Source organism: Mycobacterium sp. GA-1285, from assembly GCF_001499905.1.
In the GTDB taxonomy this organism is placed as follows: domain Bacteria; phylum Actinomycetota; class Actinomycetes; order Mycobacteriales; family Mycobacteriaceae; genus Mycobacterium.
Genome location: NZ_LQIS01000008.1, coordinates 41,800 through 67,522, shown reverse-complemented (window position 1 = coordinate 67,522; position 25,723 = coordinate 41,800). Strand labels below are relative to the sequence as shown.

The window sequence follows — 25,723 nt, the reverse complement described above, 5'->3', positions numbered from 1 at the left end:
ACGTATGCCCGGAGTGCACCACTGCGCGATCGTCACCTCCGACGTCGAGCGCTCGACGCGGTTCTGGTGCGACGGTCTCGGCTTCGTCGAACTGTTCGACCATACGTTCACCGGCGATTGGCCCACCCTGTTCAGCGCTGACACCGACCAGTTGCGCTCGATCTTCCTCGGCGACCCGGACACCCCTGACACCGGCATCGTCGAACTCGTCGTGCTCGACGGGGTCACCGGCACCTCACCGACACCCGCGCGCCCGGAATTCGGGTTCTTTCTGTTGTCACTCGAACGCGACGTCGACGCGACCCTGGCCAGGCTCGCCGGCCTGGGCTTCGACAAGGACGTGCGCCGCATCACCATGCCCGCACCGGGCGGGAAAACCGTTGCCATGGGCGTCATCACGGCACCGGATAACGTTCGAGTCGAGCTGATCGGACCGCCGCAATGACCGTCGTCATCTCAGGAGGTGGTTCCGGTATCGGCCGCGCCACCGCCTCGCGCCTGCGCCAGGCCGGTAAGACGGTCATCACCTGGGACCTACGAGGCGGTGATATCGAATGCGACATCAGTGACCCTGATTCGGTGTCGGCAGCAGTCGAGCGAACCGTCGCCGACAACGGGGCGCCGACGAGGCTGGTGGCGTCCGCCGGCGTCGGCGCATCGGGAATGTTGTTGGACCAGAGTCCCGATGACTGGCAACGGGTCATGAACACCAATCTGACCGGAACCTGGCTGACCATGCGGGCCGTCGCACAGACGATGGTCGACGCGGGTGCCGGTGGGTCGATGGTGGTGGTGTCGAGCATCAGCGGCACGATCGCCGACCGCAACATGGGCGCCTACTGTGTGTCGAAAGCCGGTCTGGACATGCTGGTCCGTGTCGCCGCCGCCGAGTGGGGCCGGTACGGCATCAGGGTCAACGCCGTCGGGCCGGGAGTCACCCGTACTCCGATGCTCGCCGAAGCCGAAAAGCTCCCAGGCTGGGTGGAGGGCTTGACCGAACGCACCGCGCTCGGCCGCCTCGGCGAGGCGCAGGACATCGCCGAAGCCATCGTCGCGTTGCTCGAAATACCATGCGTGACAGGCCAAGTGCTGATCGCCGATGGAGGACTGGGCTTACACAGTCCCATCGACTCCTACGGACAGTTGCAGCGGCTCATGGCCCGGCGGCGCAGCTGATCAATAGGGCGGCGGCGTGCCGAGACGTGTTCCGGGTGTGAAGCGGACAGGCAGCTCACCGAGCCCCGCCATGGTCGGATTCCCCGCATATTCGCGGACACCATCGAGGTCGACCTCGTAGTCGGGGATGCGGTCAAGGACGGCCTTGACCATCACCTCGAACATCACCTTCGCTAGCGGAGCCCCGATGCACCGGTGTGGTCCCAGCCCGAATGCCAGATGCCGGTTGGGGGAGCGGTCGAGGATCACGTCGTCGGGTTGCTCGAAGACGAGCTCGTCGTGGTTGGCCGCCAGCCAGCTGATCAACACCCGGTCGTTGCGTCGCAGTCGTTGCCCGCCGAGCACCGTGTCCCGAGTCACCGTGCGGCTCAGCTGCTTGTTGATGGTGAAGTAACGCAAGAACTCGTCCGCTGCGGTTCGGTGAAGTTCCGGACGCTCCAGCAGTTGCCGGCGCAACTGCGGGTGAGTGCCCAGGTGCAGAAGGCTCAACGCGGTCAGCGATGTGGTGGTGTCGACGCCGCCCCCGATGAGGTTCCAGAGGATGTCGATGAGCTGCCTGTCATCGAGCCTGCGGCCGTCGAACTCCATCTGCACGAGCAAGCTGGTCAAATCGTCTGTCGGATGGGCCCGTCGCGTCGCGACGAACTCCAACAACCCGTTGATCATCGTCGGCACTGCGGCTATCGCTGTGTTGTATTCCTCACCGTCGGACGCGGCCATGATCGAGTGGAAGAAGTTGGCGTACAGCTGCCAATTGTCGTAAGGCAGCCCCATCAGCCTCATGGTCAGGAGGGCGGGAACGGGGCTGGCGTAGTCGAGCACCAGGTCCATCCGTCCGTCGGCGATGCGCTGGTCGATGAAGTAGTGCACGGATTGCTCCATGAAGGGCCGCATGCTGTCGACCGCTCCCGGTGAGAAGAACGGTGTGAGCGCTCGCCGCAGAGCAAGGTGGTAGGGGCCGTCGACCTCACCGACACCGAGCGGCGGCTGGCCGTCCGGTCGCGGGATCCCCATCTCGCCTTGATAGTCGACCCCGTCGGAGGCGTCCGGTTCGTACTTGTGCGCGAAAGTGTCACCGTCCCTGGCCGCCTGCGCCACGGCCTCATATCCGGTGACGAACCAGAACCCGCCATAGCTCTCGTTCCACGCCACCGGACACCGCCGCCGGATGGCTGAACTGATCTGAAGATCGTCGCGCGTGAAGTCTTCCGAATGGTGATCGAACTGCACCACCGCGTCCGCGCTGACGTCGGGTGTCATGGCGCTAAGCTATCAGTTACCCCGCTATCCGACTATTTTTACATGGTTGAGAGGGGGACATCACCGACTGGTCCGAAGCAGCGACGCCGGCGGGTCGGCGATTTCCACTTCAGCCCGATCGGCCTGAGACTCGGTTGACTCGTTGTGAAAGGTACGTATTGACAATCCACAGAGCGACTTTCAACCACGTGGGGTTGTGCGTCGCCGATCTCGCTCGCTCCCGCCGCTTCTACGAGGACCTGCTCGGATTCGAGTTCTGGTGGGAACTGGCACCACCCGATGACGGCACCGACAAGCTACTGCGGCTCGCCAAGCCGATCGGATTGCACGCGACGTACCTGACCCGCGACGGGCTCGTGCTCGAACTGCTCAGCTATTCGCAACGGGAGGCGCACGCCGGGCCGGAGCGCGTCATGGATGAGATCGGGCTGACGCATCTGTCGCTGTCGGTCGCCGATCTTGGCGATGTGTTAGCGATGGTCGGTGAGTTCGGAGGAGCGGTGGTCGACGACACGGTGTCCGAGCAGTCGGCGATGATCCGTGACCCGGATGGGCAACTGCTCGAACTGCTGTCGGATTCGTGGATGGCGATTCTGCCCCCGCGTCCCGATCGTGGGCGGCGCGACCTGCAAATCTGAGCGACGCTCAGCCTCGAATGATTCTCGGAGCCGGGGTGGCAGCCCACGCCCGCCGGAGCCGGCTCGAAGTCACATACCCATCTTGAGGGCCGCGCCGGCATCGACGAACAACTGCTGTCCCGTTACATAACGCGATTCATCGGCGGCGAGGTAAACGACCGCGTGGGAGATGTCTTCGGGTTCGACGTAGGGGATAGGCATCGCCTGAAGGACGGGGAAGACGAGTTCAGCGTCCTCCCGCGACGGGTCGGTCAAATCCGGTCTGAACGTCCGGTACATCGGCAGGTTGTGCAGCATGTCGGTGTTCACGTTGGTCGGGTGGATCGTATTGATCCGAATACCGTGTGGCGCCATCGTGAGTGCAAGCGCCTTCGTGTACTCGCGGATCATTTTCTTGGCCATGCCATAGCCCGCCCCGCCGGGTCCCTGCGGTCCGCCGCCGGTGGCGAGATCCTTCTGCTCGACGAGGCCGGCGATCGATCCCGTGACGATCACGGACCCCCCGGGTCCGAGGTGCTCAAGGCCGAGGTGGACGGTATTGACCACGCCCAGGAAGTCCACGTCGAACGCATCGATGAACCCTCGGTAGGGAATGTGGCTGCCCTGTGGGCATATTCCGGCATTGGCGACGACTATGTGCAAGCCACCGAGTTCGGCGACGGCGTCGTCGAGCACCTTCTTCAGGGTAGGTCGGTCGCGGACGTCCACCGCAGCCGTGACGACGCGCCGCCCGGCTTTTTCGACGAGCGTCGCAGTTTCGTCGAGGTCGGACGGCGTGGCCAACGGATACTCATTGGAGGGGATGTCTGCGCATATGTCCAGGGCGATGATGTCGGCGCCCTCGTCGGCCATGTGTACAGCGTGGCTGCGACCCTGGCCTCGCGCAGCGCCGGTGATCACCGCCACCTTGCCTGTGAGACGGTTCATTCAGCTCTCCCATGCGCCAGGACGTCGGTCCGTCACGCTGGATGATAGAACACACATTGTATATCTGTCGTACGGCGGACGGCTCCGCTGTCGAAAGGCACCAGGCCGCACCGAAGACATAACTGCAACCACAGTAGTTTTTTTCACGCCCGCGCCGCCCCACATCACATGACTGTCCGTTCGTCGTGGCCCATGGCTGCCGGCTGGGTGCGGAACTCACGGACCATCGCCTGGATCGTGTAGGACGCCGCCAACCGGCCGCCCTCCGTGAACACGTGGCCGTCACCTTGGACCAGGCCGCGTCCAGCCCAGAACGCACGGTTCGTATACAGCAGCCAGTCCGTGACGTCCGCATCTTCGTGGAATGCGATCGTGGCCTTCATGATCCCGGTGGACAAGGTGCGATGCGCAAGGGCCTCGCCAAACCCGCTGTGCGGCAACAGACCCGCAGCGATCGTCCAATGAGTACTGGATTGAGCCAGCAGGGCGGAATGAAGGTAGGGCTGTGAGGGTGCGTCTCGGAACCGAACCCACACGTTGATCTCCGGCGGTCCCACCCGATGAGGATTTGAATCGTACGCGCCGTCCACCACCCGTATCTCACGACCGGGCATGCCGAAGCCTTCGAACGGATCGGCGTCAGAAGGCTTCGGGACGTCCGGCATCGCCATCGCGTGACCGATCACATCGCTTGACCCGGAATCGCAAAGCAGGATGGCGGCCCCGCGAAGAGCGTCGTGCTGCGTGGCGCGAACTTCGGCGGTCGAGAAGATGCGCCCCTTGCGCAGCACATCAACGGACATCTCGACTGGCGCGCCGAAGGAAGCTGCCTTGAGAAAGACCATCGACGCCGATGTGACCCGTTGCTCAGGAAGGGTTTTCGACACTGCGACGATGGCTTCGGCCAACAGCTGTCCGCCTTCGACGACATCGCGTTGCGTCGGGCCGTGCGCCGGGCCGACGAAGTGGTTGTCGTCGCGCGGTTCCACGTCGATGAGCCGCACCAGCTCGGCGGCATCGCCCCACAGCGGGAATCTCGTGGGCACCAACGTTCCGTCGGGCCAGCGTTCCAGGACCACGATGCGCAGCCGGTCGTCGTAAAACGAGATGTGATCGGTGATTCCCGCGACTTCTGGCAGCGGTGTCGGGTAGCTCCACGCGACGTTGTCGATCCATTGGTCGCCGGCGGACAGGCTCCAGTAGGAGGCGCGGCCCTTGAACGGGCAGACCGTCGTGTGCTCACTGGGCTCGAGCAGCTCCCAGTGCACGTCCGTCTTCGGGAAATACAGCCGGTCGACATGGTCGGTTTCGGTGACGACTAGGCATTTCTCGCTCTCAGCGACGAGCAGGCCCCCGAGCCACACCTGCCCCGTGAAGGGCATGCGCTTGATGCCGATTTCGTAGTCGGGATGTGACGGCCATGCCGACTCGACTTGTCCGGTCATGATCGCATCGGTCCGGCCGGTGATTTGAGGACGAGGGACTCCAGGCCGACCTCGGGATTGTCGATGGCGGCGGCGAAGGTGCCGGCGAGAACGTCTGCGACGGCGTCGGGCGTCATTCGGCTCTCTTGGACGAGTCCGCGCGCGAGCCATTCGGTGAGCGCTGTGCCGAGCAGGTCGGGGTCGAAATGCGAGGTGAAGTCGGTCGGGACGGTGCCGCTGATCTCCACACAGCTGAAACGGTATCCCGGCTTCTCCAGACGCCATGAGATCAGGCAGCGCTCCATTGCCGCCTTGCTCGAGGAGTAAGCGCCGAGCGCCGTATGCGGATGTCGGACAGAATCCGACGACAGCGCAGCGACGATTGCTGTGGGGTCGAGTACTGCAAGATGGGCCCGGATGAGTTCGTGCACGCCGATCACGTTGGTTTCGAACACATCTCGCCAGTCCTCTGCATCGGTGTCGGAGAACATCTTCAGGGGTGCGTATCCCGACGAGATCAGCAGGATGTCGACTTTCCCCAGTGTCTCGCCGGCCACCTCGGCGAGCCGTGCGCAATCGGCAGGGTTGCGCACATCGACGGCCACCGCGACTCCCCGGCCCGCCTCCGCAACCACTTCATCGAGCTTGTCGACGCGGCGCGCGGCGAGGACCACTTCGGCCCCGTCTTTGCCCGCCCGGATGGCGAAGGAGCGCCCGATGCCCGCGGATGCGCCGACCACGACCACCTTCCTGCCGGCTAGCGACGGCTCACCCATGCCACCTCTGCTTCCATGGTTCTCGAAGGCCGTGGGTTGGACAGAACATTATTACAAATTGTGTGTCACTGCTCCGCGATTGCAGAGATCAACGTAGCCCGTTGATCGCGAACTTCTCGACGTAGCGGCGCACCGTGGCGGGCTTGGACATGTCGAAGGTCTGGGCTTTGTTCACCGTCGAGAAGGAGTAGATGATCCTGGCGAGCCATTCGCTGGCGGCCTTGACGTCGATATTCGTCCCGACCTCGCCACGTTCTTGGGCCTCTCGGACGTAGGGCACGAGAAATTCAGTCGTGCGTCGTACGGCCGAGTCGCCGTCGGCGATCATGTGTCGCATCAGTTCGGCGTCGTCGGCCATGAGGCGGTTGCGTGTCCGATGATCGAGCAGGATTCTGGCATGGGTTTCGGCCATCGCACCAAGCTTCTCCGCTAGCGTGGACTTCTTCGCCATCGCCGCCGCGACTTCCTGGTAGAACTTCTGGGCGCCGTACTCAATGGCCGCCTCGATCAGAATCGTGCGGTCCTCGAAATAGCGGTACACCGTGCCCCGCGACACGTTCGCAACCCGGGCGACATCCTGCACACTCGTACGCTGAATCCCCAGTTGGGAGAAGCACACGTTCGCCGCTTCGAGAATCTGGTCTCGCCGGTCGGACTCCTGCTGCTCGTCGAGCTCGGCCGTGGCCCGCTCAGTCGCCATGTCGCTCCCTCGTCGCTGGGATCAAGCAGTTTAGAACCTTTCTATGCTACGTGACACCTCGTGTTCAGGCGTTCCGGCGCACCGGCCCGGCGGCACGCAGAAGGTGCTCCTCGGGTGTGAGTCATAGTGACACATCGCGTTCAATTGTTACACTCAGCGGCGCTGGGTATCACGAGACGGCGATGGAGATTCGACGTGGACCTCGGGTTGAGCGGCCGCAACTTCGTCATCGTCGGAGGGACGACAGGCATGGGGTTCGCGGCCGCCGAGCAGCTCGCCCGCGACGGGGCCAACGTGGCGCTACTGGCGCGCGACGGTGAGCGTGCAGTCGAGAGGGCATCGCTGTTGTCCAACCGACACGGCGTCCGTGCCGTGGGGATCGGCGTCGACGCCGCAGCCCAGGGCGACGGTGTTCAGCGCGCGGTCGATGAGGCCGCCGACAGGCTCGGCGGTCTGCGGGGATTGGCCGTGACGGCGGGCCCGATGAAGCAGCAGGGCCCCTTTCTCGAGCACACCGACGAATCGTGGGACTGGTACTACCAGATGATTCTGATGGCGACGGTGCGCTCCTGCCGGGCGATCATTCCTCATCTGCAACGTGGCGGCGGCGGGACGGTTGTGACGACGGCCGCCTATTCGGTGCGCGCGCCGAAAATCCTGATACCGCCGTACAACGCGCTCAAGGCCGCCGTCCTGACGCTCTCCAAGATTCTCGCGAAAACACATGGGCCCGAAGGCATCCGGGTGAACACAGTCTGTCCTGGTTTGTTCGACACCGAGGTGAACGACTTCATCCGAGCGCGACGCGCAGCGGAATACGACGTGCCGGAGGAAGACGCGATCTACAGACATCTTTCTAGTAATCCGGCATGGAATATGCGGGTGGCGCTCGACCGTGGCGGACGGCCACACGAGGCTGGGGAGTTGATCGCTTTCTTGCTTAGTGATCGTGCGGCGTACATGACCGGTGCTGCGATCAATATCGACGGCGGGACTGACTTCTAGATCCCGACTCGGTCGGCGAGCAGGCCGCGGTGGTAGGCGGGATCGCCCAGCAGATGCTCCGACGACTTGGCTCGTTTGAAGTACATGTGCGCGGGATGCTCCCAGGTGAAGCCGATTCCGCCGTGGATCTGGATGTTCGCGGACGCGGCTCTGGAGTAGACGTCCGAGCAATAGGCCTTGGCGAGTGAGGCGGCGGCGGGGAGTTCGTCCAGCTGCTGTGCGGCGGCATGCACGGCGTACTGCGCAGCACCGCGGGCGCACTCGATTTCCAACATCAGATCGGCGCACTTGTGCCGGATCGTCTGAAACGAGCCGATAGGCCTGCCGAACTGGTGACGGGTCTTTGCGTAGTCGACGGCGATCTCCAGGCACCGCTGCGCGCCGCCGACCTGCTCCAGCGCCAGACAGGCGGCCGCGATGTCGAGGGCATGCGACAACGCGTGCCATGCCTGCCCCTCGGCGGCGATCAACTCGGCCGGGGTATCCGCGAAGTCGATGAGGGCCTGCCGCCGCGTCTGGTCCAGCGTCGACAGCACCCGGCGAGTCAGACCGTCGGTGTGGTCGACCGCGAACAGCGAGATGCCGGTGACTGTCCGCGCCACCACCAGCACCAGGTCGGCGATGTGACCGTCCAACACGAATGTCTTGTTGCCGTTGATGATCCAGCGCGCGCAGTCTTGACGTGCGCTGGTTTGGATGCTGTCCGCGCTCCACCGACCAGACTGCTCGGTCAGCGCCAGCGCCGCGACGGTCTCGCCCGTCGCTATGCGGGGCAGATACCGCGACTTGGCGGCCTCGTCGCTACTGCACATCAGGACACCGCCAGCCAGCACGGCCGAACCGAAGAACGGGCCGGGTAACAGCGCGCGGCCGGCTTCTTCGAGGACCACGCCCAGTTCGCTGTAGCCGAAACCGCTTCCGCCGAACTCCTCCGGGATGGCCAACCCCTGAAGCCCGAGCTGGTCAGCCATCTGGCGCCACACCTCGCGGTCGTAGCCTTCGGGGGTCTCCATGATGCGGCGCACTTCGTGCTCTGGTGACTTCAGCTCGAGGAATGCGCGGACCGTCCGGCGCAACTCCTCCTGCTCGTCGGTCGCCGCGAAACCGTCTGGAATTCGCGACATCTCACCGACTCCCTGCATCGCGTCCAGTGGGATCGACACGGGGATCGGGGCTGTCCCGGCGAAGGGCGCGCAGCCACGCACCGACCGGTGCGGGGGCGCGAACCGGTGCATCGAGCCGACCGGGGTCGGCGTTCCAGAAGTCCTGCCAGGACGGGAACGCATCGTGCAGGTTGCCATCGTGGCGGGGTCGACCCGGCCACCGCATCTTCTGCGGACCCACCGGAGGGTCGGTGATGTCGGACTCGTACCAGAACAGCGGTGTGCGTTTGAGGAAGTACCAGTGGGCGTCTCGACGCTGGTAGCTGTCCAGATAGGCCAGCATTTCGATCACCCACACCGACTCTGTCTCCAGGTCGTTGCGGGAATACACGAGTCCGGTGGCGGTGTCGGAATCGTGGACATCGATGACGTGGCCGAGCACTCCGTGCCCACTGCCTAGCAGGTTCTGACGCAATTCCGCGTCATACCACTCACGTAGCGCTGCGCGACTGCGCCGTTCACCGGGCACCTTCACGTCGTCGACGAACAGATTGACCAGCGCGTCGAGATCCCGCATGTCCAGTGCCACCGCGTACTTGGCCGCGAGTTGGCGGATCTCGTCGAGCGCTTCCAGGCGTTCAATGCGAGCTTCGAGGTCGGCCAGCGAGGTCACGAGAGTTCCTCCGTCGCCATCAGTTCCGTCAACCGCGCCTTGTCGATCTTGTTGGTGGTGGTGTACGGCAGGCGGCCGGGATCCGACAGGATCACCCATTTCTTCGGCACTTTGTATGCCGCGAGCTGTCGGCGGCATTCGGCCGCCAGCTCGTCAACCGACGCTGTATCTCCCTCGTTGAGCACCACCGCGGCGCTGACGATCGCACCCTTCTCGGGATCGGGGAGTCCCACGACGTAGGCGATGCGTACCGCCTCGATGCGTCGCAGCGCGGCCTCGACCTCCATCGGCGCGACGTTGGTACCCGACGTCTTGATCATCTCGTCAAGGCGACCCGCGAAATACAGGTGGCCGTCGTCGTCGCGGTAGCCGGCGTCCTTGGTGTACAGCCAACCGTCACGGTCCACCACCTCGTACCAGTGCTTGCCCACCATTCCGCGCATCATCGCCATGCCGCGCACGCAAATCTCGCCGGTGACGCCGTTGGCCACCTCGTTACCGGTGTCGTCGACGATCTTGTGCTCGTAACCCGGCGCGGCGACTCCCAACGAACCCCGCTTGGACTCGGGCACCTGTTCGTGCGGCGGCCACCAGGTGTGCGAACTACAGGTCTCGGTCATCCCGAGCTGTGCCACCCGCAACGACGGATCGGGCGTGCGTCGCTCCGGTGCCAGCAGCACCTGTTGGTAGCCCTCACGCAGACTCGACAGGTCGGTCGACGCGAAGTCGGGGTGATTGACCAGAGCCGGACCGATATGGGGGAATCCCGTTGTGTAGGTGGCTTGTTCGCTTTCCAGAAGCCGCAACACCGTGCCCGCGTCGAACTTGTGTTCCGTGAGGATCGTCGCGCCGACCTGCATCGGGCCGAGAAATCCGAAGACCAACCCCGCGACCCAGAAGAACACCATCGGCACGTAGATGCGGTCGCTGTGGTCCCAGTCGTGGGCCGTGGCGATGAACCGGGAATGCGTGATCGTCGTGCCGTGGGTGTGGATGATCCCCTTTGGATTTGCCGTGCTGCCCGACGTGTAGATGACAAGCAGATCGTCCGCGGTACGTACCGTCGCTTCACAAGCTCTTAGAAAGCTCTGCGGTACCGGGTCAGGCCAGGTGCTCGGCCATTCGCGGTGGGTGCCACCGAGCGGAAAGACGTTGCGCAACTGCGGTAGTCGTTCGATGCGCAGTTGTCGATCGACCACCTGCCAATCGCCGGCGGCGGTCGTGATCAGGTCGAGCACGTCGCGGCCGAGCAGCGTCTCGACGGCCAGCAGGGTGTGGATGTCGGCGTCGCGCAGCACCCAGTGCAACTCGGCGGGCTGGAAGAAGGTGTTGATCGGTACCGCGACGGCGCCGATGCGGGCGACGGCCAAGAACGCCGTGACGAAGTCGGCACCGTTGGGTGCGAGAATTCCGACTCGCACTCCCTTGGTGACTCCCGCGGCGAGCAGTCGCGCCGCCATGTCCGCGGCACGTATCTCGGCTTCGGCGTAGGTGATTCGTTCCACGGCGCCGTCCGCGGTCGCGGTGACCACGAGGTCGTTCGCGCCGTGCACGCCGGCCACCGCGGCCAGCATCGCGGGTAACACCGCATCATAGGGGAGCGGGTTGTATCGAAATACCGGTGTGGTCAACGGCATCGACGTCATTCGACCACCCAGCACGGTTCCCGCTTCTCGGCGAACGCGACCATTCCCTCGCGATAGTCGGGGTGGGTCATCTGGTGCTGCAGCACGTAGCGGTAGGCCACGTCGTGCGCGGCGTGCAGGCCGACGTCCAGGCTCGTCCACATCGCCTTGATCGACGCCTGCACGGTCGCCGGTGACAACTTGGTGATGGCCAACGCGATCTCGCGGGCCCGCTCCTGCAGTCGGTCCGTGGGCACCACCTCGTTGATCAGACCGATTTCGTAGCCACGCTGCGCGGTGATGCGGCCGTCCTTGGTCAGCAGCGCCAGTTGCATCACCATCGACAGCGGCATGCGCCGCAGCAGCACCGCGGGTTCGAGCGCGAACACGTTTCCGACCTGCAGATGCGTGTCGATCAGTTCGGCATGCTCGGCAGCGATGATCAGGTCGGCATCGGCCACCTGATGCAACGCCCCACCGACCGCCATCCCGTTGAGGGCGCAGATCACCGGCTTCCACACGTTGTGGTGCAGCCGAGACCCGGGGACCTTGTTGCGGATTCCGCCTTCGGCGGTCGCGCGGATGTCCTGTCCTGCGCAGAACGCCTTTTCGCCTGCGCCCGTAATGATCGCCACCCGGATGTCGGGGTTGTCCCGCACCTGCCCCCACGCCCATGCGAGCTCCGAGCGGGCCAGGTCGTCGGTGGCGTTGAGCCGCTCGGGGCGGTTGAGGGTGATCGTGGCGACGTGGTCGCTGACGTCGAACAGAATCCTCTTCAGATCCATCGAATCCCCTGGGCTCGAACCGCATGCGGTGATGAACAGGCTAGCAGTTTGTGTCTCATCGTTCGGTCGTTGGCGACTACGGCATCCATTGTCCGCCCGAGACCGAGATGAGCTGACCGGTGAGGTGTTTGGCCTCGGCCGAGCACAGGAACGCCACCGTGTGCGCGACGTCCTGCGGTTCACCGAGACGTCCCAGCAGAGTCGAGCCGCGCATGGCGTCGAGTTCCTCGTCGGTCTTACGGGACAGTAGCCACGGCGTGGCGGTGGTGCCGACGACCACCGTGTTGACCCTGATGCCCAGCGGACCCAACTGAACCGCCATCAGACGGCTGAGTCCCTCCACGGCCGCTTTCGCCGCCGCGTACGCCGGCGGGCCGGTCCGCACACCGTGTGCCGACACCGAACTGACGTTGACGATCGACCCCGTCTTCTCCTGCACCATGTGACGGGCCACCGCCTGCGACATCACGAACGTGCCTTTGAGGTTGACGTCGACGATGCGGTCCCAGTCGTCGTCGGTCTGATCGAGAAAGGTGCCGGGCAGCGTCATTCCGGCGTTGTTGACCAGGGCGCGGATCGGCCCATGCGCGGTGGCCAGCTCGCCCATCGCCCGCTCGACCGCCCGCCGGTCGGTGATCGACAGCTGCAGCGGGATCAGCCCGCCGTCGCGCGCGGCGTCTGAGGCTTGTGCGCGCGCGATCGCCTTCTCGTTCACGTCGATGACAGCCGTGCGGTAGCCGGCTTCGATCAGCGCCCCGGCGATCGCTTCCCCGATGCCACGCGCGCCTCCGGTGACGACCGCGACCGGCCGCATCTCATCCGACACGACGGTTCCGAATGTTCCTGGGGTTCTGCTCGATTCGGTCGACGGTCGGACGAACCAGGCCTACGGCCTCCGCCATCATCGCGACCAGATCGCCCACCCCTCCGCCAGATACCCAGAGGTCGATCGCGGCCCGGTTTGCGCCGTTGATCACGGTGGCCGCCAGGCGCGGCCGCACATCGACCGCCGGATCGGCCTTCAGCCACCGCGCAACTTCTGATGTCATCTGGTCGATCCAGTCGTCGTTGATCCGCAGCATCGTGGCGCGTAGCGCAGGTAGATCGCCGTACATCCTGGCCCGGACCAAGAAGATTCCGGGGTTATCGGTGATCGCCGTGGCCACCGCTTCGGAGGTCTCAGCGAGTGCGTCCCCCAACGAACCGCTGCTAACGGCGCGAAATCGACGGGTGGCTTCCGCGAGGCGCTCGGCATAGCCGTGAAAGAGGATGTCATCCTTTGCGGCGAAGTGGTGAAAGAACGTCCTCGGTGATACGCCTGCCAACTCGGCGATCTGTTCGACAGTGGTCTGCTCGTAACCGTTGGTGGTGAACAGTTCGATTGCGGCTGCGATGAGCGCCTCGCGGTTTCGCTGACCTCGCGCGCGACGTTGGTCCATGCTCAGCATCCTGCCAACGTCGCGGTCCCGGAACTGAGGGAAACGACATCGCCCTGCAGGGTCTGGAACCGAACCGGTCCGGCGCCGTCGCGCCAGATCTCCGTGCGCAGTTCGGACGCGAGCCCCACCGGTTTGGTGAAGCGGCAGCTGATCGAGGTGAGCGCCGACGGATCGCCGCCGCCGGCAACGTTGATCAGCGCCCTGGCCGCAAAGCCCAGCGTGCACAAACCGTGCAGGAACACATCGTCGAAGCCGAACCTGCGGGCCGCAGCCGGGTCGATGTGCAACGGGTTGCGATCTCCGCTCAGCCGGTAGATCGCCGCCTGCTCGGGACGAACCTCGTCGGTATAGATCCCGTCGGGAGCGCCGGCGGGCACCGGAGCGGTCGAGGCCGGACGCGTCCCGCCGAAGCCACCCTCGCCGAGCACCATCGTCTGCGAGGAGGCCTGAAAGAGGGGGCCGTCCGCGTCAGTGCCGGTCGATGTCACTTCGATGACCGCATGCTTGCCGGTGTCCCACAGCGCGGTCACCTCCGCTGACACGGAGATTTCGCCGCTGGCACCCAGTGGACGCTCGAGGTTCAAGGACTGCGCCGCATGCACGATGGGCGTCGTGCCGAGGTCGAGTATCGCGCGCAGATCCTTGACCGCCCACCAGTTGGCAACCAACGCGTAGGTCGGCAACACGGCGGGGCCGACATGTTCGTCGAGCAGATGGCGCTCCACCGGCGGACGTGCTCCGACACCGAGGGCGTAGAGGATGACATCGGTGGGCGTCCAGCGATGTGTCGTCGGGGGCAGCGCGATGCCGACCACGGCGGGGGAGAGGGTCGCACGTGCAGTCACGCGGCCTCCAGTGAGAGAACGGATTGACGATATTTGTTCAATCGTGCAATATAGTCGCAGTAACTGCAACTATATTCTCGGCGGAGGTAGCGGCGTGCGGTTCGGCGTATTCATCCTCGGTGACAAACCCAACCACCTCAGCCATGCTGAGGTGTTCGCCAACGTGCTCGAGGAGGCGCGCTGGGCCGAGGAATTCGGTTACGACGAGGTCTGGTTGGCCGAACACCACTTCTCGCCGTATGGCGCCCTGGCCGACCTTCCGCTGGTTGCGGCGGCGATCGCCGCGCAGACCGATCGGATCCGCATCGGCACCGCTTGCATGGTCGCACCATTTCACGACCCCATCCATCTCGCCGAACGAATCGCCATGGCGGACAATCTCAGCGAAGGCCGATTCGATGCCGGTTTCGGGCGTGGCTATCAGGCCCACGAGTTCAAGGGGTTCGGAATCCCGATGGACGAGGCCACCGCTCGGTATCAGGAATGCGTCGAGATCGTCAACCGATTGCTCACCGAGGAAAACGTCACATACGACGGAAAGTATTGGCAGCTGCAGGATGTCACTGTTCATCCCCGGCCGGTGCAACGGCCGATTCCGGTATGGGGTACGGTGATGAAGACACCGTCGAGCTTTGAATGGTTGGCGGACAAGGGATTTGGTGCCATCATCGGCAACCCGTACCAGGTCGATCCAGACCTGCAGGGTGCATTGGACATCTATCTGGAGACACAGGAGAAGAAGGGGCTCACCGCGGCCACCGGCAATGTCTGGGCGCTGCTGAATGCGTTCTGCCATGAAGACGACGGGTTCGCCCGGACATACCCGCGCGAGAGCGTCGAGCTGTCCATCGTGACGCACCGCAAGTATTCGAGTCCTTTCGAGCGCGGCGGGGACATCCCAGCCGATTACAAGGCGTACTCCGACTGGTTCGAGAAGCACGACAAGCAGAGCTACGAGCAGGTGCTCAACTCTCATCTCACCCTGATGGGCAATCCGGACCGAATCATCGAGAAGATGCGCACCGTCATCGACATGGGATGGCGCAACATCATATTGCGGATGTCGCGGGGCGGGGCGATGGATCGTGCGAAAGTCCGCGAATCCATGAAGCTGTTCGCCGAAGAGGTGATCCCTGCGGCGACCGAACTCGCGGCAGCGTCGGCTTGAGTCATCAGCTTCCGACCCGGATCCGTGCCGTACTGGCACTGGATCCGGCGGCAGAAGCCATCGAGTACCGGGGAGTCTGGACCGACTGGGAAACGATTGCCGACATCGCGACTGCCGTCGAAAGCCAGTTGACCGCCGCCGGGTTGGGCGCCGGTTCGCCGGTCGGTCTGATTTTGCGCAACCATCCGGCCATGGTGGCGGCGCTGCTCGGGGTGCTGCTCGTCAATGGCTGCGTCGTCACCATCAATGCCGGCAGTGGGGACGCCCGGTTGATCGCCGATCTCGAGGAGCTTCGGCTGCCCGCGGTGATCGCACTCGGCGCGGACTGGCGGCGACCGCCCGTCGTCACAGCGGTGACGGGCGCGCTCGGTCTTCACGTGGCCAGCGACCCGGCTTCGGTGCAGACAGTCGCCGGGCTCGAGCGCCGCGGCCCGGGCCCGTTCCGTTCGGCGCAGGATGGTGTGGCGGTCGAGATGCTCACCAGCGGCACCACCGGCCCACCGAAACGGGTTTCGTTGTCTTATAGGGCATTTGAGCACACTGTGGAGGCGGCGGGAGCCCACTACGGCGCCGGCGACGCCGGCCGTGTTCGGCTGCGGTCGGGTGTAGCGATCATCAGCTCACCGCTGGTCCACATGTCCGGGCTGTTCCGCACCCTGCTGAACATCTGTGAGGGGCGCAGGATCGCGCTCCTGGAGCGCTTTCGGGTGGACGAGTTCGTCGACCTCGTCGTGCGGCACCGCCCGAAGGCGGTCAGCCTGGTGCCGTCGGCGCTGGCGATGGTGCTCGACGCCGCGGTGCCGCCGGACGTCTTCTCCAGTGTGCAGGTCGTCACCTCCGGCACGGCGCCGCTGCCGGTCGACCTACAGGAAGCCTTCGAGGCCCGTTACGACGTCGCGGTGTTGCCGTCCTACGGGGCCACCGAGTTCGCCGGCGGCGTCGCAGGCTGGAATCTGGCGCTGCACCGCGAGTGGGCAAAGACCAAGCGCGGCAGCGTCGGCCGCCCGCAGCGTGGCCGCGAGGTTCGCATCGTCTCCCCGGATGACGGCAACCAGATGCCGATCGGAGCGCAGGGGCTGATCGAGGTGCGCACCCGCGGCGGCGGGTGGGTGCGCACAACGGACCTCGGCCGCCTCGACGAGGACGGCTTCCTTTACGTCGACGGGCGCACCGACGACGCAATCATCCGCGGAGGCTTCAAGGTCTCCCCGGCCGACGTCGTCGACGCATTGCGCAGCCATTCCGCGGTGCGCGACGCCGGCGTCACCGGACTCCCGGATGCGCGGCTGGGTGCGGTGCCGGTCGCCGCGGTGGAGCTCGCCGACGGCGCGGATGTCGAACCCGACGAACTGCTGGGTTACCTTCGTCAGCGGCTCACCCGATATCAGATGCCTGCACGGTTGTTGGTGGTCGACGAACTCCCGCGCACCCCGTCTCTGAAGGTGAGCCAGCCCGCACTGCGTGAACTGTTCGGACAGGAGCAGACGTGAATAACAACAACATTCGCGGTGCCGCTGCCATCGTCGGTGTCGCCGACGAGGTGTCGTCGTCCGGCGTCATCGACGTACCGCTACGAGAGCTCGAGGCCCGCGTGATCAGTGCGGCGATCGCGGACGCCGGCCTGTCGCTCAGCGACGTGGACGGCCTGTGCACATGCACCGGCGGCACCCTGATGCACTCGGTCGAACTGGCCGAATACCTCGGCATCACCCCGAGATTCACCGACGCCACACAGACCGGCGGCGCGAGCTACGGGCTGTACATCGAACACGCCGCCGCCGCGATCGCCGCCGGTCTCGCCGAGACCGTCGTCATCGTTTACGCGTCGACCCCACGGGCGGCCCGCAAGCGCGGCGAGAAGGGTCTCGGGGTGTTCGCCACACCCGAACGGCTGGAATGGGAGACCCCGTTCGGCGTCATGCTGCCGCTCAGCGCGTACGCGCTTGCCGCCAGCCGGCACATGGCGGTCTACGGGACCACCGCCGAACAGCTCGCGCAGATTGCGGTAGACACCCGGGCATGGGCGGCCCGCAATCCCCGTGCCAATCAACGTGATCCGATCACCGTCGACGACGTCTTGAATTCCGGCTACCTCGCCGAACCCATCCACAAGCTGGAGTGTTGCCTGGTCACCGACGGCGCCGCCGCGGTCGTGGTCACCAGTGCCGCGCGTGCTCGCGATCTCGGCAGGCCGGTTTACGTGTTGGGGGCGGCCTCGGCGGCATCGCACGCGATGATCACGCAGATGCCCGACCTGACCGTCACCCCGGGTGCGGTGTCGGGTCGCGCGGCGTTCGCCACCGCGGGCCTGAGTCCCGACGACATCGACGTCGTGCAGTTGTACGACTCGTTCACCATCACCGTGCTGCTCGCGCTGGAGGACCTCGGGTTCTGCAAGAAGGGCGAGGGCGGGCCGTTCGTCGGGGAGGGGGTGCTCGCGCCCGGCGGCGCGCTGCCCGGCCAGACCAGCGGGGGAGGGCTCGCCTACACGCATCCGGGGGCGTTCGGCGCGTTCCTGCTGGCCGAGGCGACCCGCCAGCTTCGCGGCGAATGCGGCGACCGACAGGTGGTCGACGCCCAGACCGCCCTTGCGCACGGCACCGGGGGCGTGTTGTCCGCGACCTCGACGGTAATTCTCGGTACGGAGGCGACACTGTGAGCAACGGAATGCCGGTGCCCGAACCCAGCACGGTTTCGGCGCCGTTCTGGGACGCGACCCGTAAGCACCAACTGATCATGCAGCGCTGCGCAGAGTGCCGTCACCTGGTCTGGTACCCCCGGCATGTGTGCCCGCACTGCGGAGAGTTCTCGCTGCAGTGGGAACAGCTGAGCGGGCAGGGCGTCGTCCACGCGGTCAGCGTGCACCACCGCGCCGCGCATCCGGCGTTTGCCGACCGGGTGCCGTACTCGGTCGTCCTGGTCGACCTGGACGAAGGTGCTCGGATCATGTCGAACGTGTTCGGATCACCGCCGTCGGTGGGCGACGACGTGTCCGTCGCCTGGATGCCGCTCGACGACGGGCGCAACCTTCCGGTGTTCGAGCCCCGATGAACAGCGCCGACGTGCGGCGAATCCGCGAAGAGATCGTGCTGCGCCACGTCGCAGGCGAGAACGCTCGCGATCTTGAGGCGGTCATGGCCACCTTCGCCCACCCGCGATACGAAATTGTGCCCAGTGCAACCGTTTACGACGGTGACACCGCCGTCCGGAAGATGATCCTGCGGCAGTGGGAGGAGCTGCCGTGGCTGCACTACTCGGCGGAGGCCATCTACCACGGTCCCGACGGCCTGGCGGTGGAGACGAGGACGACCTGCCCCGGTGCCGACTTCGACACGCTCAGCATGAATGTCTTCGGTTTCGACGGCGCCGGGCTGATCTTGGAGAGATGTTATTTCGACCGAATGCTGTTCGCTGAACAACTGAAAGGCGTCATAAAACGGAACGACTGAACATATTTCGTCATGTTGTAGAATCGCCGCAGCCGAAGTGCGCGGGCAAGGAGATTCAATGGCCACCCAGTTGGACACCGAGGCACAGTCATCGACCAATGATCGCGCGATCGAGTTGTACCGCCTGATGAGCAAGGTGCATCACGCCGATCAACGGGTCCGAAAAGGTCTGTCTTCAGGTGAGATCGCGATGAGCTATTGGCCGGTCGACGGTCAGGAGGCGATGTCGGCCGGTGCCGCGCTGGCGCTGTCCGACACCGATCAGCTCGTCAGCACCTACCGGGGCCTGGGCGATGTCGTCGCCAAGGGCATCGACCTGGCCGGCTATTTCGGCGAGATCCTCGGTCGAAACACCGGGCTGTCTCGAGGTAAGGCCGGTGCCATGGGAATCTCCGATCCCGACCACGGCATCGCGTGGACGACGGGCATCGTGGGGGCGGGTCCGCTGATCGCGAACGGCATCGCACTGGCCGCGTCGGTCCGCGGCACCGGGCAGGTGGTATTGGTCAGCTTCGGCGACGGCGCGACCAGCATCGGCTACGTGCACGAGGCGATGAACATGGCGGCGCTGTGGTCCCTGCCGGTGGTGTTCTTCTGCCAGAACAACGCGTGGGCGGAGTGCACGGCGATGTCGCGGTACACCCGGACCGCCAGGCTGTCGGACCGGGCCGCCGGATACGACATGCCGGGCATCACGGTCGACGGCACCGATCCGCAAGCCGTGCACGGTGCCGTGTCAGAGGCGGTCGCGCGCGCACGATCGGGCGACGGTCCCACGTTCGTCGAGGCGGTCGCCTACCGGCTGCAGGGCCACTACTTCGGTGACGGCATGGCCTACGCCGATCCCGACGAGCTGGCGGCCAAACGCGCCGACCCGCCGTTCGATCGCTACCGGCGGCGACTGGTCGACGAGGGGATCGCCACCGCCGACGACCTCGATCGGATCGACGCCCAAGTGTCGGATGAGATCGAATCCGCGTTCGCCGCCGCCCGCGACGCCGAGTCACTCGACACCGAGGAACTCACGCGCGATGTGTTCGCGGACAACGGGTTTGAGTTGGCCGCGGGCACAACGGCGCGTATGTCGCTGCCCGACGGTGAGACCGAGGACCTCGGGCTGGTGCAGGCGATTCATCGCACCCTCGACCGAGCGATGGCCGCCGACGACTCGATCATCCTGCTGGGCGAGGACATCGGCGATCGCTCCGGCGGCGGCATGTTCAAGATCACCGCGGGGCTCTCGGCCAAGTACGGCGAGCAGCGGGTGCGCGACACCCCGATCGCGGAGTCGTCGATCATCGGGGCCGCCCTCGGCGCATCGCTCGCCGGTCTGCGCCCGGTCGCGGAGTTGATGTTCATGGATTTCCTCGGTGTGGCGATGGACCAAATCGCCAACCACGCGGCGAAGGTCCGCTACATGTCCGGCGGCCGTCGAGGCGCGCCGTTGGTGATCCGGACAATGGTGGGAACCGGTGCCGGCCCCCAGCATTCGCAAGCCGTCGAGGCCTGGGCGATGCACACCCCGGGGCTCAAGGTCGTCTGGCCCAGCACCGCAGCGGACGCCGCAGGTCTGCTCAATGCGTGCCTGCGGGAAGACGACCCGTGCCTGTTCATCGAATCGATGAAGCTCTACTACGGCGGCGGCAAGGGGCCGGTTCCGGTGGCCGACTACGTCATTCCGCTCGGACAGGCCGATGTCAAGCGCGCCGGTAGCGACGTCACCATCTGCACGTACGGCGTGATGGTGCACGCGGCCCTGGAGGCGGCGACCACACTGGAAGGCGAGGGCATTTCGGTCGAAGTCGTCGATCTGCGGACCCTCGTCCCGCTGGACCTCCAAGCCGTTCTGGACTCGGTGCGCAAGACCAAACGCCTTGTCGTCGCGCATGAATCGGTCGGCTTCTGCGGCCCCGGCGCCGAGATCGCCGCCGCCGTCGGCACCGAGCTCTTCGGTGAGCTCGTGGCGCCGATCCAGCGCGTGGCGGGCACCTATACCCCGGTTCCGCGGGCCGCGACGTTGGAGGCGGCCTGCCGCCCCGACGCCGGGAAGCTCAGCGACGCCGTCAGGAGGATCATGTGACCGAGATACGAATTCCCAAGCCGGGCGACGCAATTACGGAAGCCGAACTGACCGAGATTCACGTCCCCGACGGCGGAACGGTCACCGAGGGTGAGCCGCTGTACGCAATCGCCACCGACAAGGTGGAAATGGATATCGAGGCCCCGGTGTCCGGTGTGGTGACCTGGAAGGTCGAGGTCGGCCGCACCTACAGCGTCGGCGAACTCGTTGCCGTGATCGCATGACCGGGCTGCCCGAGTCGCTGAGCGTCGATCTGGGTGCGCCAGAGCTGATCGGCGAAATCGTCGGCGACACACTGACCGTCACCATCAATCGTCCGGAGAAGCGCAACGCGGTCACCGCCGACGGTTACCACGGGATCAAGCGGGCTGCGATGATCGTCGCGGATGAACGAGCGCTGCAGTTCCTGGTGATCACCGGAACCGACGACGTGTTCTGCGCCGGCGGTGACATGAATGCGGTGGGGAACCCCGATCGTGACTGGGATGCGTTCACCGAGGCGTACGACGCGACGCCTTTCGAAGTGCTCGGCAAGATCCCCAAGATCGTGGTGTGCGCGGTCAACGGCATCGCGATGGGCGGCGGCCTGGTGATGACGCTGTTCGCCGACCTCGTGATCGCGTCGGACCGGGCCCGACTGCGGGTCCCCGACCTGACCCGCGGCGTCTACGAGGCGTACGTCGCCGCGCGCCTTCCGCAGCGCATCGGAACGTTGCGCGCCAATCACATGATCTATGGAAACGACTGGCTCGACGCCGTCGACGCCGAGCGTTACGGGCTGGTCGGCACGGTCGTGCCCCACGACAGCCTGGCCGCAGAGACACAGGCGCTACTGGACCGGGTCCGCAACACCGGCCCCGCAGCGCGCGCGGCGATGAAGCGCGAGATGGCACGTGCCCTGCCCGCGGTCGACGTCAGCGGCTACTGGTCGTCGATCGGAACCTCCGAGCAGATCGAGGCGTTCTCCGCCTTCCTCGAAAAGCGTTCGCCGCGGTGGTCGATCGACTCCGACCGCGACGCGTTCGTGCAGACCCGTCGGTCGGCGTGGATGCCGTCTGACTCCGGAAAGGAATAGCTGCCGTTGACAGATCTGCCGATCGGCTCTTCTGAACTCACTGGATGTGATGAAATCCTCGTCGCCAGTGACGGTCCCGTCCGGATAGTCACACTGAACAACCCCGGTGATGCCAATGCGGTCAACAACGCGATGCATGGCGCGTTCGCCCGGCTGTGGACCACGCTGGGCGAGGACTCCGAGGCCCGTGCCGTGCTCATCACCGGCACGGGTGACTACTTCTCGGCGGGCGGCAACCTGGTGGAGTGGCTGGAGACGCATGTCAACAATCCGGTCACCCGTCGCGAGGGGATGCGCGACGCCCGCCGGATCGTGCGGGACATGGTCGATTTTCAGCTGCCGATCGTGGCCGCCGTGAACGGTCCAGCGGTCGGATTCGGTTGCAGCATAGCGGTTTTGTGTGACATCACCTTGATGTCCGACCGGGCGTTCCTGGCCGACACCCACGTCGCCAGTGGACTGGTCGCCGGTGATGGTGGCTCGGTGCTCTGGCCGCTGATGATGAGCCTGATGAAGGCGAAGGAATACCTCCTGCTGGGTGAACGCATTCCGGCGGCCAAGGCCGTCGAGCTCGGGTTGGCCAACCGGGTGGTGCCGCACGAGTCGATCAAGCAGGAGGGGTTTGCGCTGGCGCACCGGCTGGCGGCCCTGCCCCCGCGTGCGGTCCAGGACACCAAGCGGACGTTGAACCTGCACGCCGAGCGCGCGGTGACGGCTATTCTGGACTACGGGATCTCCGCGGAAACGGAGTGTTTCACCACCGAAGAGCACCGGGCCGCGATCGACAAGTTTCTCAATCGGTGACTTGATGTCCGATAGCAGCACACCGCTGGTGGTACGCGAGGATAGAGGCGCCGTCGGGCTGCTGTTGCTGAACCGCCCGGCGCAGCGCAACGCATTGCGTTACGAGTCGTGGACCGAGTTGTCCGAGCAGCTGACGTCGGTGGCTACCGACCCCGATGTACGTGGCGTCGTGCTGGCCGGCGCAGCCGGATTCTTCTGTGCCGGCGGGGATTTGAAGAGCGGTCCGGCGCACGGTGCGGGTCCGCTCGGGCCCGCGGGCCGGGTCGAGCATGCACAGCGAGTCATGGATCAGCTCAAGGCCGTTCCGGTGCCGACCGTAGCCGCCGTGGAGGGCGCCGCGGTGGGCCTCGGGTGGAGCCTGGCGCTGTCATGTGATTTCATCGTCGCCGCGTCCGACGCCTTCTTCAGCGCTCCGTTCGTCGCGCGTGCCGTCGTTCCGGACGGCGGCCTGGCCTGGCGGCTGACCCATCAACTCGGCAGGCAGCGTGCCGCCGCATTGCTGCTGCGCGGGAACCGGCTTCGGGCGCCCAACGCCGCAGACGCCGACCTCGTCACCGACCTCGCCGAGCCCGGCAGCGCCGTCGACCGTGCGCTCGCCATCCTCGACGAACTCGCACAGGCTGATTCGGCGGCGGTGGAGATGACCAAGCGCCTGATCAACTCGGTTGAGGCCGCACAGCTGGCCGCCTTCCACCCGTTGGAGCTGGCGATGGCGACCGTCGCCCAGCAGCGGTCCGCTAGCGCGGCAGCCCGAGACCAGTGGTAGAGATCAGGTCCCGCTGAATCTCGCTGGTGCCGCCGCCGATGGTGTGCAGCAGCGACAGCAGCAGACCTTCCGAGAAGTGACCGTGCAGCACGGCCTCGGGGTCGTCGGGCATCAGCGCGCCCGCGGGGCCCAGGATTTGGGCGCCGAGTGCGCGAAGCTCGGCAGTCCGTTCCGAGTGGTACAGCTTGGACAGCGACGGCAGCGCCGGATCCAGCGATCCCGCCGCCTGTAGATGTGCGATCCGGTAGGACAGAATCCGTCCCACCTCCACCCGCTCGACCGCCCGTGCCAGCGCCAGCCGGTTGGTCGGATCCGCCAGCGGGTCATGGGGTTTCCCGCGCTGCGCATGGCACCAGTCGACGAGCTCGTCGAGATAGCGCTGCGCCTGCGCGGCACGGGTCACGTTCGATCGTTCGGCGTTCAGCAGGGCCTTGGCGACCTTCCACCCGTCACCCTCCGCGCCGACCAGGTTCGTCGCGGGCACCCGCACATCGTCGAAGAACTCCTCGGCGAACGTCGGGTAGCCCGTCATCGATCTGATGGGCCGGCGGGTGATGCCCGGGCTGAACAAGTCGACGAGGAAGAACGAGATCCCGGCCTGCCGTTTCTCGCCCACGGGCGAGGTCCTGGCGAGCACGAAGATCCAGTCGGCCAGCACGCCGTTGCTCGTCCACGTCTTCTGCCCGTTGAGCACGTAGTGATCGCCGTCGCGACGCGCGGTCATCCGCAACGCGGCCAGATCGGATCCGGCTTCGGGTTCGGAGTACCCCTGTGCCCACATCCGCTCCGAGCGCGCGATCAGCGGCAGGTGCTCCTGCTGTTGTTCGGGGGTACCGAAGCGAAAAAGCACCGGCGCCAGCATGTTCACCCCGTTGGTGTTGACCAGCGGCGCCCCCGCGTATGCGAGTTCCTCCCTGATCACCACCTGTTCGGCGACGCCGAGGCCGCCGCCCTCGTACTTCGCGGGCCAGTGCGGAACGAACCAGCCCTGGGCGTGCAGCTTGCGACAGAATGCCACCGCCCGTTCGTGGCCTTCCCGGGCCAAGTAGTCAGGGTTGGCGGCGGTGCGGCGGAACTCGTCAGGCAAGTTGTCGGCCAGCCAGTTGCGGACCGACTCGCGCAACCGCTCGACGTGTTCCCCGCCGCCGAACCGCACGATCGGCTTGAGCGGCACGCTCAGACCCGGTCGGCGGGTTTGGCCGCCCTTGTCATCAGCTCCCGCATGTACTCCTGGAACTCCTTCGACCCGGTGACCACCGCCTGCAGGTCGTTGGTGGCCTGCTGGTGGATGCGAAAGCCCATGGTCTCCCAGGCGCGCATGATGCCCGCCTTCGTGGCCTGCAGCGTGATCAACGGCGCCTTGGCGATCCTGGTGGCCAGTTCCTCTACCGTGCTCTCCAATTCATCGGCCGGCACGACGCGGTTGACCAACCCGAACTCGAGGGCCTGCTCGGCCGAGATCTTCTGCGCGGTATAGAGGTACTCCGCGGCACGCTTGTAGTTCATGAACACCCAGGGCTCGAACATCGTCTCGGCCCCCGGCAGCCCGAACCCTGGCACCAGCGGCATCTGGAACCAGGCGTCGTCGGAACAGACGGTGATCTCGGGCAGCAACGCCCAGGTGGTGCCGCCGCCGATCGCGTATCCGTGCACCTGAGCGATGACCGGTTTCGGGAACTCCCACAGCTTCAACACCGGCCACAAGAACAGTTGTGCAGCGGAGCGCCACACTTTGCCCGAGGCGTCCAGTTCGGCCTTGAACTCCGGGTAGCTGCCGTCGGGTACATGACCCGAGCAGAAGCCTTTTCCGTTGGCCTTGATGATGACTACCTTGATGTCATAGTCGTACTGCGCGTCGTCGAGCGCCTCGTTGACGCTGTGCACCATCTGGGAGGTCTGGGCGTTGGCACGTTCGGGATTGTTCAGAATGATCCGGGCGATCGGACCGTCCTTCTCATAGATGACATGGTCCAGGGTCCGCGTTTCCAACCTGCCCGTCCCTCCT

The 25,723-nt window shown here is 65.5% G+C and carries 28 protein-coding genes; 14 read left to right on the top strand and 14 right to left on the bottom strand.

The features are described from left to right. Positions 1-4: 4 nt before the first annotated feature. Together AU193_RS06595 and AU193_RS06590 are read left to right on the top strand one after the other, a co-directional pair. The gene (locus AU193_RS06595) at positions 5-445 is read left to right on the top strand and encodes a VOC family protein (protein WP_064421557.1); all 441 of its coding nucleotides are present in this window, start codon (positions 5-7) and stop codon (positions 443-445) included. Further along, on the top strand, positions 442-1,176 hold the full coding sequence (locus AU193_RS06590; RefSeq protein ID WP_064421556.1) for an SDR family NAD(P)-dependent oxidoreductase: 735 nt from the start codon (positions 442-444) through the stop codon (positions 1,174-1,176). Before AU193_RS06595 ends, AU193_RS06590 begins: the two co-directional genes overlap by 4 nt. Here AU193_RS06590 and AU193_RS06585 read toward each other — a convergent pair whose 3' ends face one another. Continuing rightward, a complete protein-coding gene (locus AU193_RS06585) occupies positions 1,177-2,436 on the bottom strand; it encodes a cytochrome P450 (RefSeq protein ID WP_064421555.1) in 1,260 nt (419 codons plus the stop codon). Positions 2,437-2,594: 158 nt separating this feature from the next. On the opposite strand from AU193_RS06585, the gene AU193_RS06580 reads away from it, so the two are divergent. Next, complete coding sequence (locus AU193_RS06580) at positions 2,595-3,074, top strand: VOC family protein (protein ID WP_064421554.1); 480 nt, start codon at positions 2,595-2,597, stop codon at positions 3,072-3,074. A 69-nt stretch (positions 3,075-3,143) separates the two neighbouring features. Here AU193_RS06580 and AU193_RS06575 read toward each other — a convergent pair whose 3' ends face one another. The 4 genes from AU193_RS06575 to AU193_RS06560 all read right to left on the bottom strand — a co-directional run bounded on the left by AU193_RS06575 (position 3,144) and on the right by AU193_RS06560 (position 6,901). After that, positions 3,144-4,001: a mycofactocin-coupled SDR family oxidoreductase gene (locus tag AU193_RS06575; protein ID WP_064421553.1), complete on the bottom strand. Its 858-nt coding sequence runs from the start codon at positions 3,999-4,001 to the stop codon at positions 3,144-3,146. A 164-nt stretch (positions 4,002-4,165) separates the two neighbouring features. After that, positions 4,166-5,446 carry a DUF427 domain-containing protein gene (locus AU193_RS06570; protein ID WP_064421552.1) on the bottom strand — a complete coding sequence of 427 codons (1,281 nt, stop codon included), beginning with the start codon at positions 5,444-5,446 and terminating at the stop codon, positions 4,166-4,168. Continuing rightward, entirely contained in the window at positions 5,443-6,201 is a 759-nt protein-coding gene (locus tag AU193_RS06565; RefSeq protein ID WP_064421551.1) for an SDR family oxidoreductase, read from the bottom strand. Before AU193_RS06565 ends, AU193_RS06570 begins: the two co-directional genes overlap by 4 nt. 88 nt (positions 6,202-6,289) lie before the next feature. Next, positions 6,290-6,901 carry a TetR/AcrR family transcriptional regulator gene (locus AU193_RS06560; RefSeq protein WP_064421550.1) on the bottom strand — a complete coding sequence of 204 codons (612 nt, stop codon included), beginning with the start codon at positions 6,899-6,901 and terminating at the stop codon, positions 6,290-6,292. 195 nt (positions 6,902-7,096) lie between these two features. Here AU193_RS06560 and AU193_RS06555 point away from each other — a divergent pair, with 195 nt between their 5' ends. After that, positions 7,097-7,906: an SDR family NAD(P)-dependent oxidoreductase gene (locus AU193_RS06555; protein ID WP_064421549.1), complete on the top strand. Its 810-nt coding sequence runs from the start codon at positions 7,097-7,099 to the stop codon at positions 7,904-7,906. Here the strand turns inward: AU193_RS06555 and AU193_RS06550 are convergent. The 7 genes from AU193_RS06550 to AU193_RS06520 form a co-directional block, all read right to left on the bottom strand. Continuing rightward, positions 7,903-9,030: an acyl-CoA dehydrogenase family protein gene (locus AU193_RS06550; RefSeq protein ID WP_064421633.1), complete on the bottom strand. Its 1,128-nt coding sequence runs from the start codon at positions 9,028-9,030 to the stop codon at positions 7,903-7,905. The two genes, AU193_RS06555 and AU193_RS06550, sit on opposite strands and share 4 nt — an antisense overlap. Position 9,031: 1 nt before the next feature. Then, entirely contained in the window at positions 9,032-9,682 is a 651-nt protein-coding gene (locus AU193_RS06545) for a nuclear transport factor 2 family protein (protein WP_064421548.1), read from the bottom strand. Then, on the bottom strand, positions 9,679-11,328 hold the full coding sequence (locus tag AU193_RS06540) for a class I adenylate-forming enzyme family protein (RefSeq protein WP_064421547.1): 1,650 nt from the start codon (positions 11,326-11,328) through the stop codon (positions 9,679-9,681). The genes AU193_RS06545 and AU193_RS06540 overlap by 4 nt, the downstream gene beginning before the upstream one ends. Beyond that, positions 11,325-12,092, bottom strand: a complete 768-nt coding sequence (locus AU193_RS06535; RefSeq protein WP_064421546.1) for an enoyl-CoA hydratase-related protein — start codon at positions 12,090-12,092, stop codon at positions 11,325-11,327. The genes AU193_RS06540 and AU193_RS06535 overlap by 4 nt, the downstream gene beginning before the upstream one ends. 76 nt (positions 12,093-12,168) lie before the next feature. Further along, positions 12,169-12,918, bottom strand: coding sequence for an SDR family NAD(P)-dependent oxidoreductase (locus AU193_RS06530; RefSeq protein ID WP_064421545.1), 750 nt, complete (start codon positions 12,916-12,918; stop codon positions 12,169-12,171). Then, positions 12,908-13,531 carry a TetR/AcrR family transcriptional regulator gene (locus AU193_RS06525; RefSeq protein ID WP_064421632.1) on the bottom strand — a complete coding sequence of 208 codons (624 nt, stop codon included), beginning with the start codon at positions 13,529-13,531 and terminating at the stop codon, positions 12,908-12,910. The genes AU193_RS06530 and AU193_RS06525 overlap by 11 nt, the downstream gene beginning before the upstream one ends. Before the next feature lie 2 nt (positions 13,532-13,533). After that, the gene (locus AU193_RS06520; protein WP_172798232.1) at positions 13,534-14,376 is read right to left on the bottom strand and encodes a MaoC/PaaZ C-terminal domain-containing protein; all 843 of its coding nucleotides are present in this window, start codon (positions 14,374-14,376) and stop codon (positions 13,534-13,536) included. On the opposite strand from AU193_RS06520, the gene AU193_RS06515 reads away from it, so the two are divergent. From AU193_RS06515 to AU193_RS06470, 10 genes are read left to right on the top strand one after another with little or no spacing between them, the layout of a single operon-like run. Further along, entirely contained in the window at positions 14,336-15,544 is a 1,209-nt protein-coding gene (locus AU193_RS06515) for an LLM class flavin-dependent oxidoreductase (RefSeq protein WP_253867663.1), read from the top strand. The two genes, AU193_RS06520 and AU193_RS06515, sit on opposite strands and share 41 nt — an antisense overlap. Continuing rightward, positions 15,541-17,034 (top strand): class I adenylate-forming enzyme family protein, encoded by a 1,494-nt coding sequence (locus tag AU193_RS06510; protein ID WP_064421542.1) that lies wholly within the window; start codon positions 15,541-15,543, stop codon positions 17,032-17,034. The genes AU193_RS06515 and AU193_RS06510 overlap by 4 nt, the downstream gene beginning before the upstream one ends. Next, entirely contained in the window at positions 17,031-18,203 is a 1,173-nt protein-coding gene (locus tag AU193_RS06505) for an acetyl-CoA acetyltransferase (protein ID WP_064421541.1), read from the top strand. Before AU193_RS06510 ends, AU193_RS06505 begins: the two co-directional genes overlap by 4 nt. Then, the gene (locus AU193_RS06500) at positions 18,200-18,595 is read left to right on the top strand and encodes a Zn-ribbon domain-containing OB-fold protein (protein WP_253867661.1); all 396 of its coding nucleotides are present in this window, start codon (positions 18,200-18,202) and stop codon (positions 18,593-18,595) included. The genes AU193_RS06505 and AU193_RS06500 overlap by 4 nt, the downstream gene beginning before the upstream one ends. Beyond that, positions 18,592-18,993 carry a nuclear transport factor 2 family protein gene (locus tag AU193_RS06495; RefSeq protein ID WP_064421540.1) on the top strand — a complete coding sequence of 134 codons (402 nt, stop codon included), beginning with the start codon at positions 18,592-18,594 and terminating at the stop codon, positions 18,991-18,993. Before AU193_RS06500 ends, AU193_RS06495 begins: the two co-directional genes overlap by 4 nt. A gap of 58 nt (positions 18,994-19,051) precedes the next feature. After that, positions 19,052-21,073, top strand: coding sequence for a thiamine pyrophosphate-dependent enzyme (locus AU193_RS06490; protein WP_064421539.1), 2,022 nt, complete (start codon positions 19,052-19,054; stop codon positions 21,071-21,073). After that, entirely contained in the window at positions 21,070-21,297 is a 228-nt protein-coding gene (locus AU193_RS06485) for a biotin/lipoyl-containing protein (RefSeq protein WP_064421538.1), read from the top strand. Before AU193_RS06490 ends, AU193_RS06485 begins: the two co-directional genes overlap by 4 nt. Then, entirely contained in the window at positions 21,294-22,148 is an 855-nt protein-coding gene (locus tag AU193_RS06480; protein ID WP_064421537.1) for an enoyl-CoA hydratase/isomerase family protein, read from the top strand. Before AU193_RS06485 ends, AU193_RS06480 begins: the two co-directional genes overlap by 4 nt. Positions 22,149-22,154: 6 nt before the next feature. Beyond that, complete coding sequence (locus AU193_RS06475; RefSeq protein ID WP_064421536.1) at positions 22,155-22,952, top strand: enoyl-CoA hydratase/isomerase family protein; 798 nt, start codon at positions 22,155-22,157, stop codon at positions 22,950-22,952. A 4-nt stretch (positions 22,953-22,956) separates the two neighbouring features. Beyond that, positions 22,957-23,718 carry an enoyl-CoA hydratase/isomerase family protein gene (locus tag AU193_RS06470; RefSeq protein WP_064421535.1) on the top strand — a complete coding sequence of 254 codons (762 nt, stop codon included), beginning with the start codon at positions 22,957-22,959 and terminating at the stop codon, positions 23,716-23,718. Here AU193_RS06470 and AU193_RS06465 read toward each other — a convergent pair. Both AU193_RS06465 and AU193_RS06460 read right to left on the bottom strand, forming a co-directional pair. After that, entirely contained in the window at positions 23,690-24,892 is a 1,203-nt protein-coding gene (locus tag AU193_RS06465) for an acyl-CoA dehydrogenase family protein (RefSeq protein ID WP_064421534.1), read from the bottom strand. The genes AU193_RS06470 and AU193_RS06465 overlap by 29 nt on opposite strands. 2 nt (positions 24,893-24,894) lie before the next feature. Continuing rightward, complete coding sequence (locus AU193_RS06460; RefSeq protein WP_064421533.1) at positions 24,895-25,707, bottom strand: enoyl-CoA hydratase/isomerase family protein; 813 nt, start codon at positions 25,705-25,707, stop codon at positions 24,895-24,897. Positions 25,708-25,723 lie beyond the last annotated feature (16 nt).

What these genes read in the sequence shown, in the direction of transcription:
- AU193_RS06595 (WP_064421557.1), top strand. Translation starts at nt 5, where the DNA reads ATGCCCGGAGTGCACCACTGCGCGATCGTCACCTCCGACGTCGAGCGC.
- AU193_RS06590 (WP_064421556.1), top strand. Translation starts at nt 442, where the DNA reads ATGACCGTCGTCATCTCAGGAGGTGGTTCCGGTATCGGCCGCGCCACC.
- AU193_RS06585 (WP_064421555.1), bottom strand. Translation starts at nt 2,436, where the DNA reads ATGACACCCGACGTCAGCGCGGACGCGGTGGTGCAGTTCGATCACCAT.
- AU193_RS06575 (WP_064421553.1), bottom strand. Translation starts at nt 4,001, where the DNA reads ATGAACCGTCTCACAGGCAAGGTGGCGGTGATCACCGGCGCTGCGCGA.
- AU193_RS06570 (WP_064421552.1), bottom strand. Translation starts at nt 5,446, where the DNA reads ATGACCGGACAAGTCGAGTCGGCATGGCCGTCACATCCCGACTACGAA.
- AU193_RS06565 (WP_064421551.1), bottom strand. Translation starts at nt 6,201, where the DNA reads ATGGGTGAGCCGTCGCTAGCCGGCAGGAAGGTGGTCGTGGTCGGCGCA.
- AU193_RS06560 (WP_064421550.1), bottom strand. Translation starts at nt 6,901, where the DNA reads ATGGCGACTGAGCGGGCCACGGCCGAGCTCGACGAGCAGCAGGAGTCC.
- AU193_RS06550 (WP_064421633.1), bottom strand. Translation starts at nt 9,030, where the DNA reads ATGTCGCGAATTCCAGACGGTTTCGCGGCGACCGACGAGCAGGAGGAG.
- AU193_RS06540 (WP_064421547.1), bottom strand. Translation starts at nt 11,328, where the DNA reads ATGACGTCGATGCCGTTGACCACACCGGTATTTCGATACAACCCGCTC.
- AU193_RS06535 (WP_064421546.1), bottom strand. Translation starts at nt 12,092, where the DNA reads ATGGATCTGAAGAGGATTCTGTTCGACGTCAGCGACCACGTCGCCACG.
- AU193_RS06525 (WP_064421632.1), bottom strand. Translation starts at nt 13,531, where the DNA reads ATGGACCAACGTCGCGCGCGAGGTCAGCGAAACCGCGAGGCGCTCATC.
- AU193_RS06515 (WP_253867663.1), top strand. Translation starts at nt 14,336, where the DNA reads ATGCCGACCACGGCGGGGGAGAGGGTCGCACGTGCAGTCACGCGGCCT.
- AU193_RS06495 (WP_064421540.1), top strand. Translation starts at nt 18,592, where the DNA reads ATGAACAGCGCCGACGTGCGGCGAATCCGCGAAGAGATCGTGCTGCGC.
- AU193_RS06490 (WP_064421539.1), top strand. Translation starts at nt 19,052, where the DNA reads ATGGCCACCCAGTTGGACACCGAGGCACAGTCATCGACCAATGATCGC.
- AU193_RS06480 (WP_064421537.1), top strand. Translation starts at nt 21,294, where the DNA reads ATGACCGGGCTGCCCGAGTCGCTGAGCGTCGATCTGGGTGCGCCAGAG.
- AU193_RS06470 (WP_064421535.1), top strand. Translation starts at nt 22,957, where the DNA reads ATGTCCGATAGCAGCACACCGCTGGTGGTACGCGAGGATAGAGGCGCC.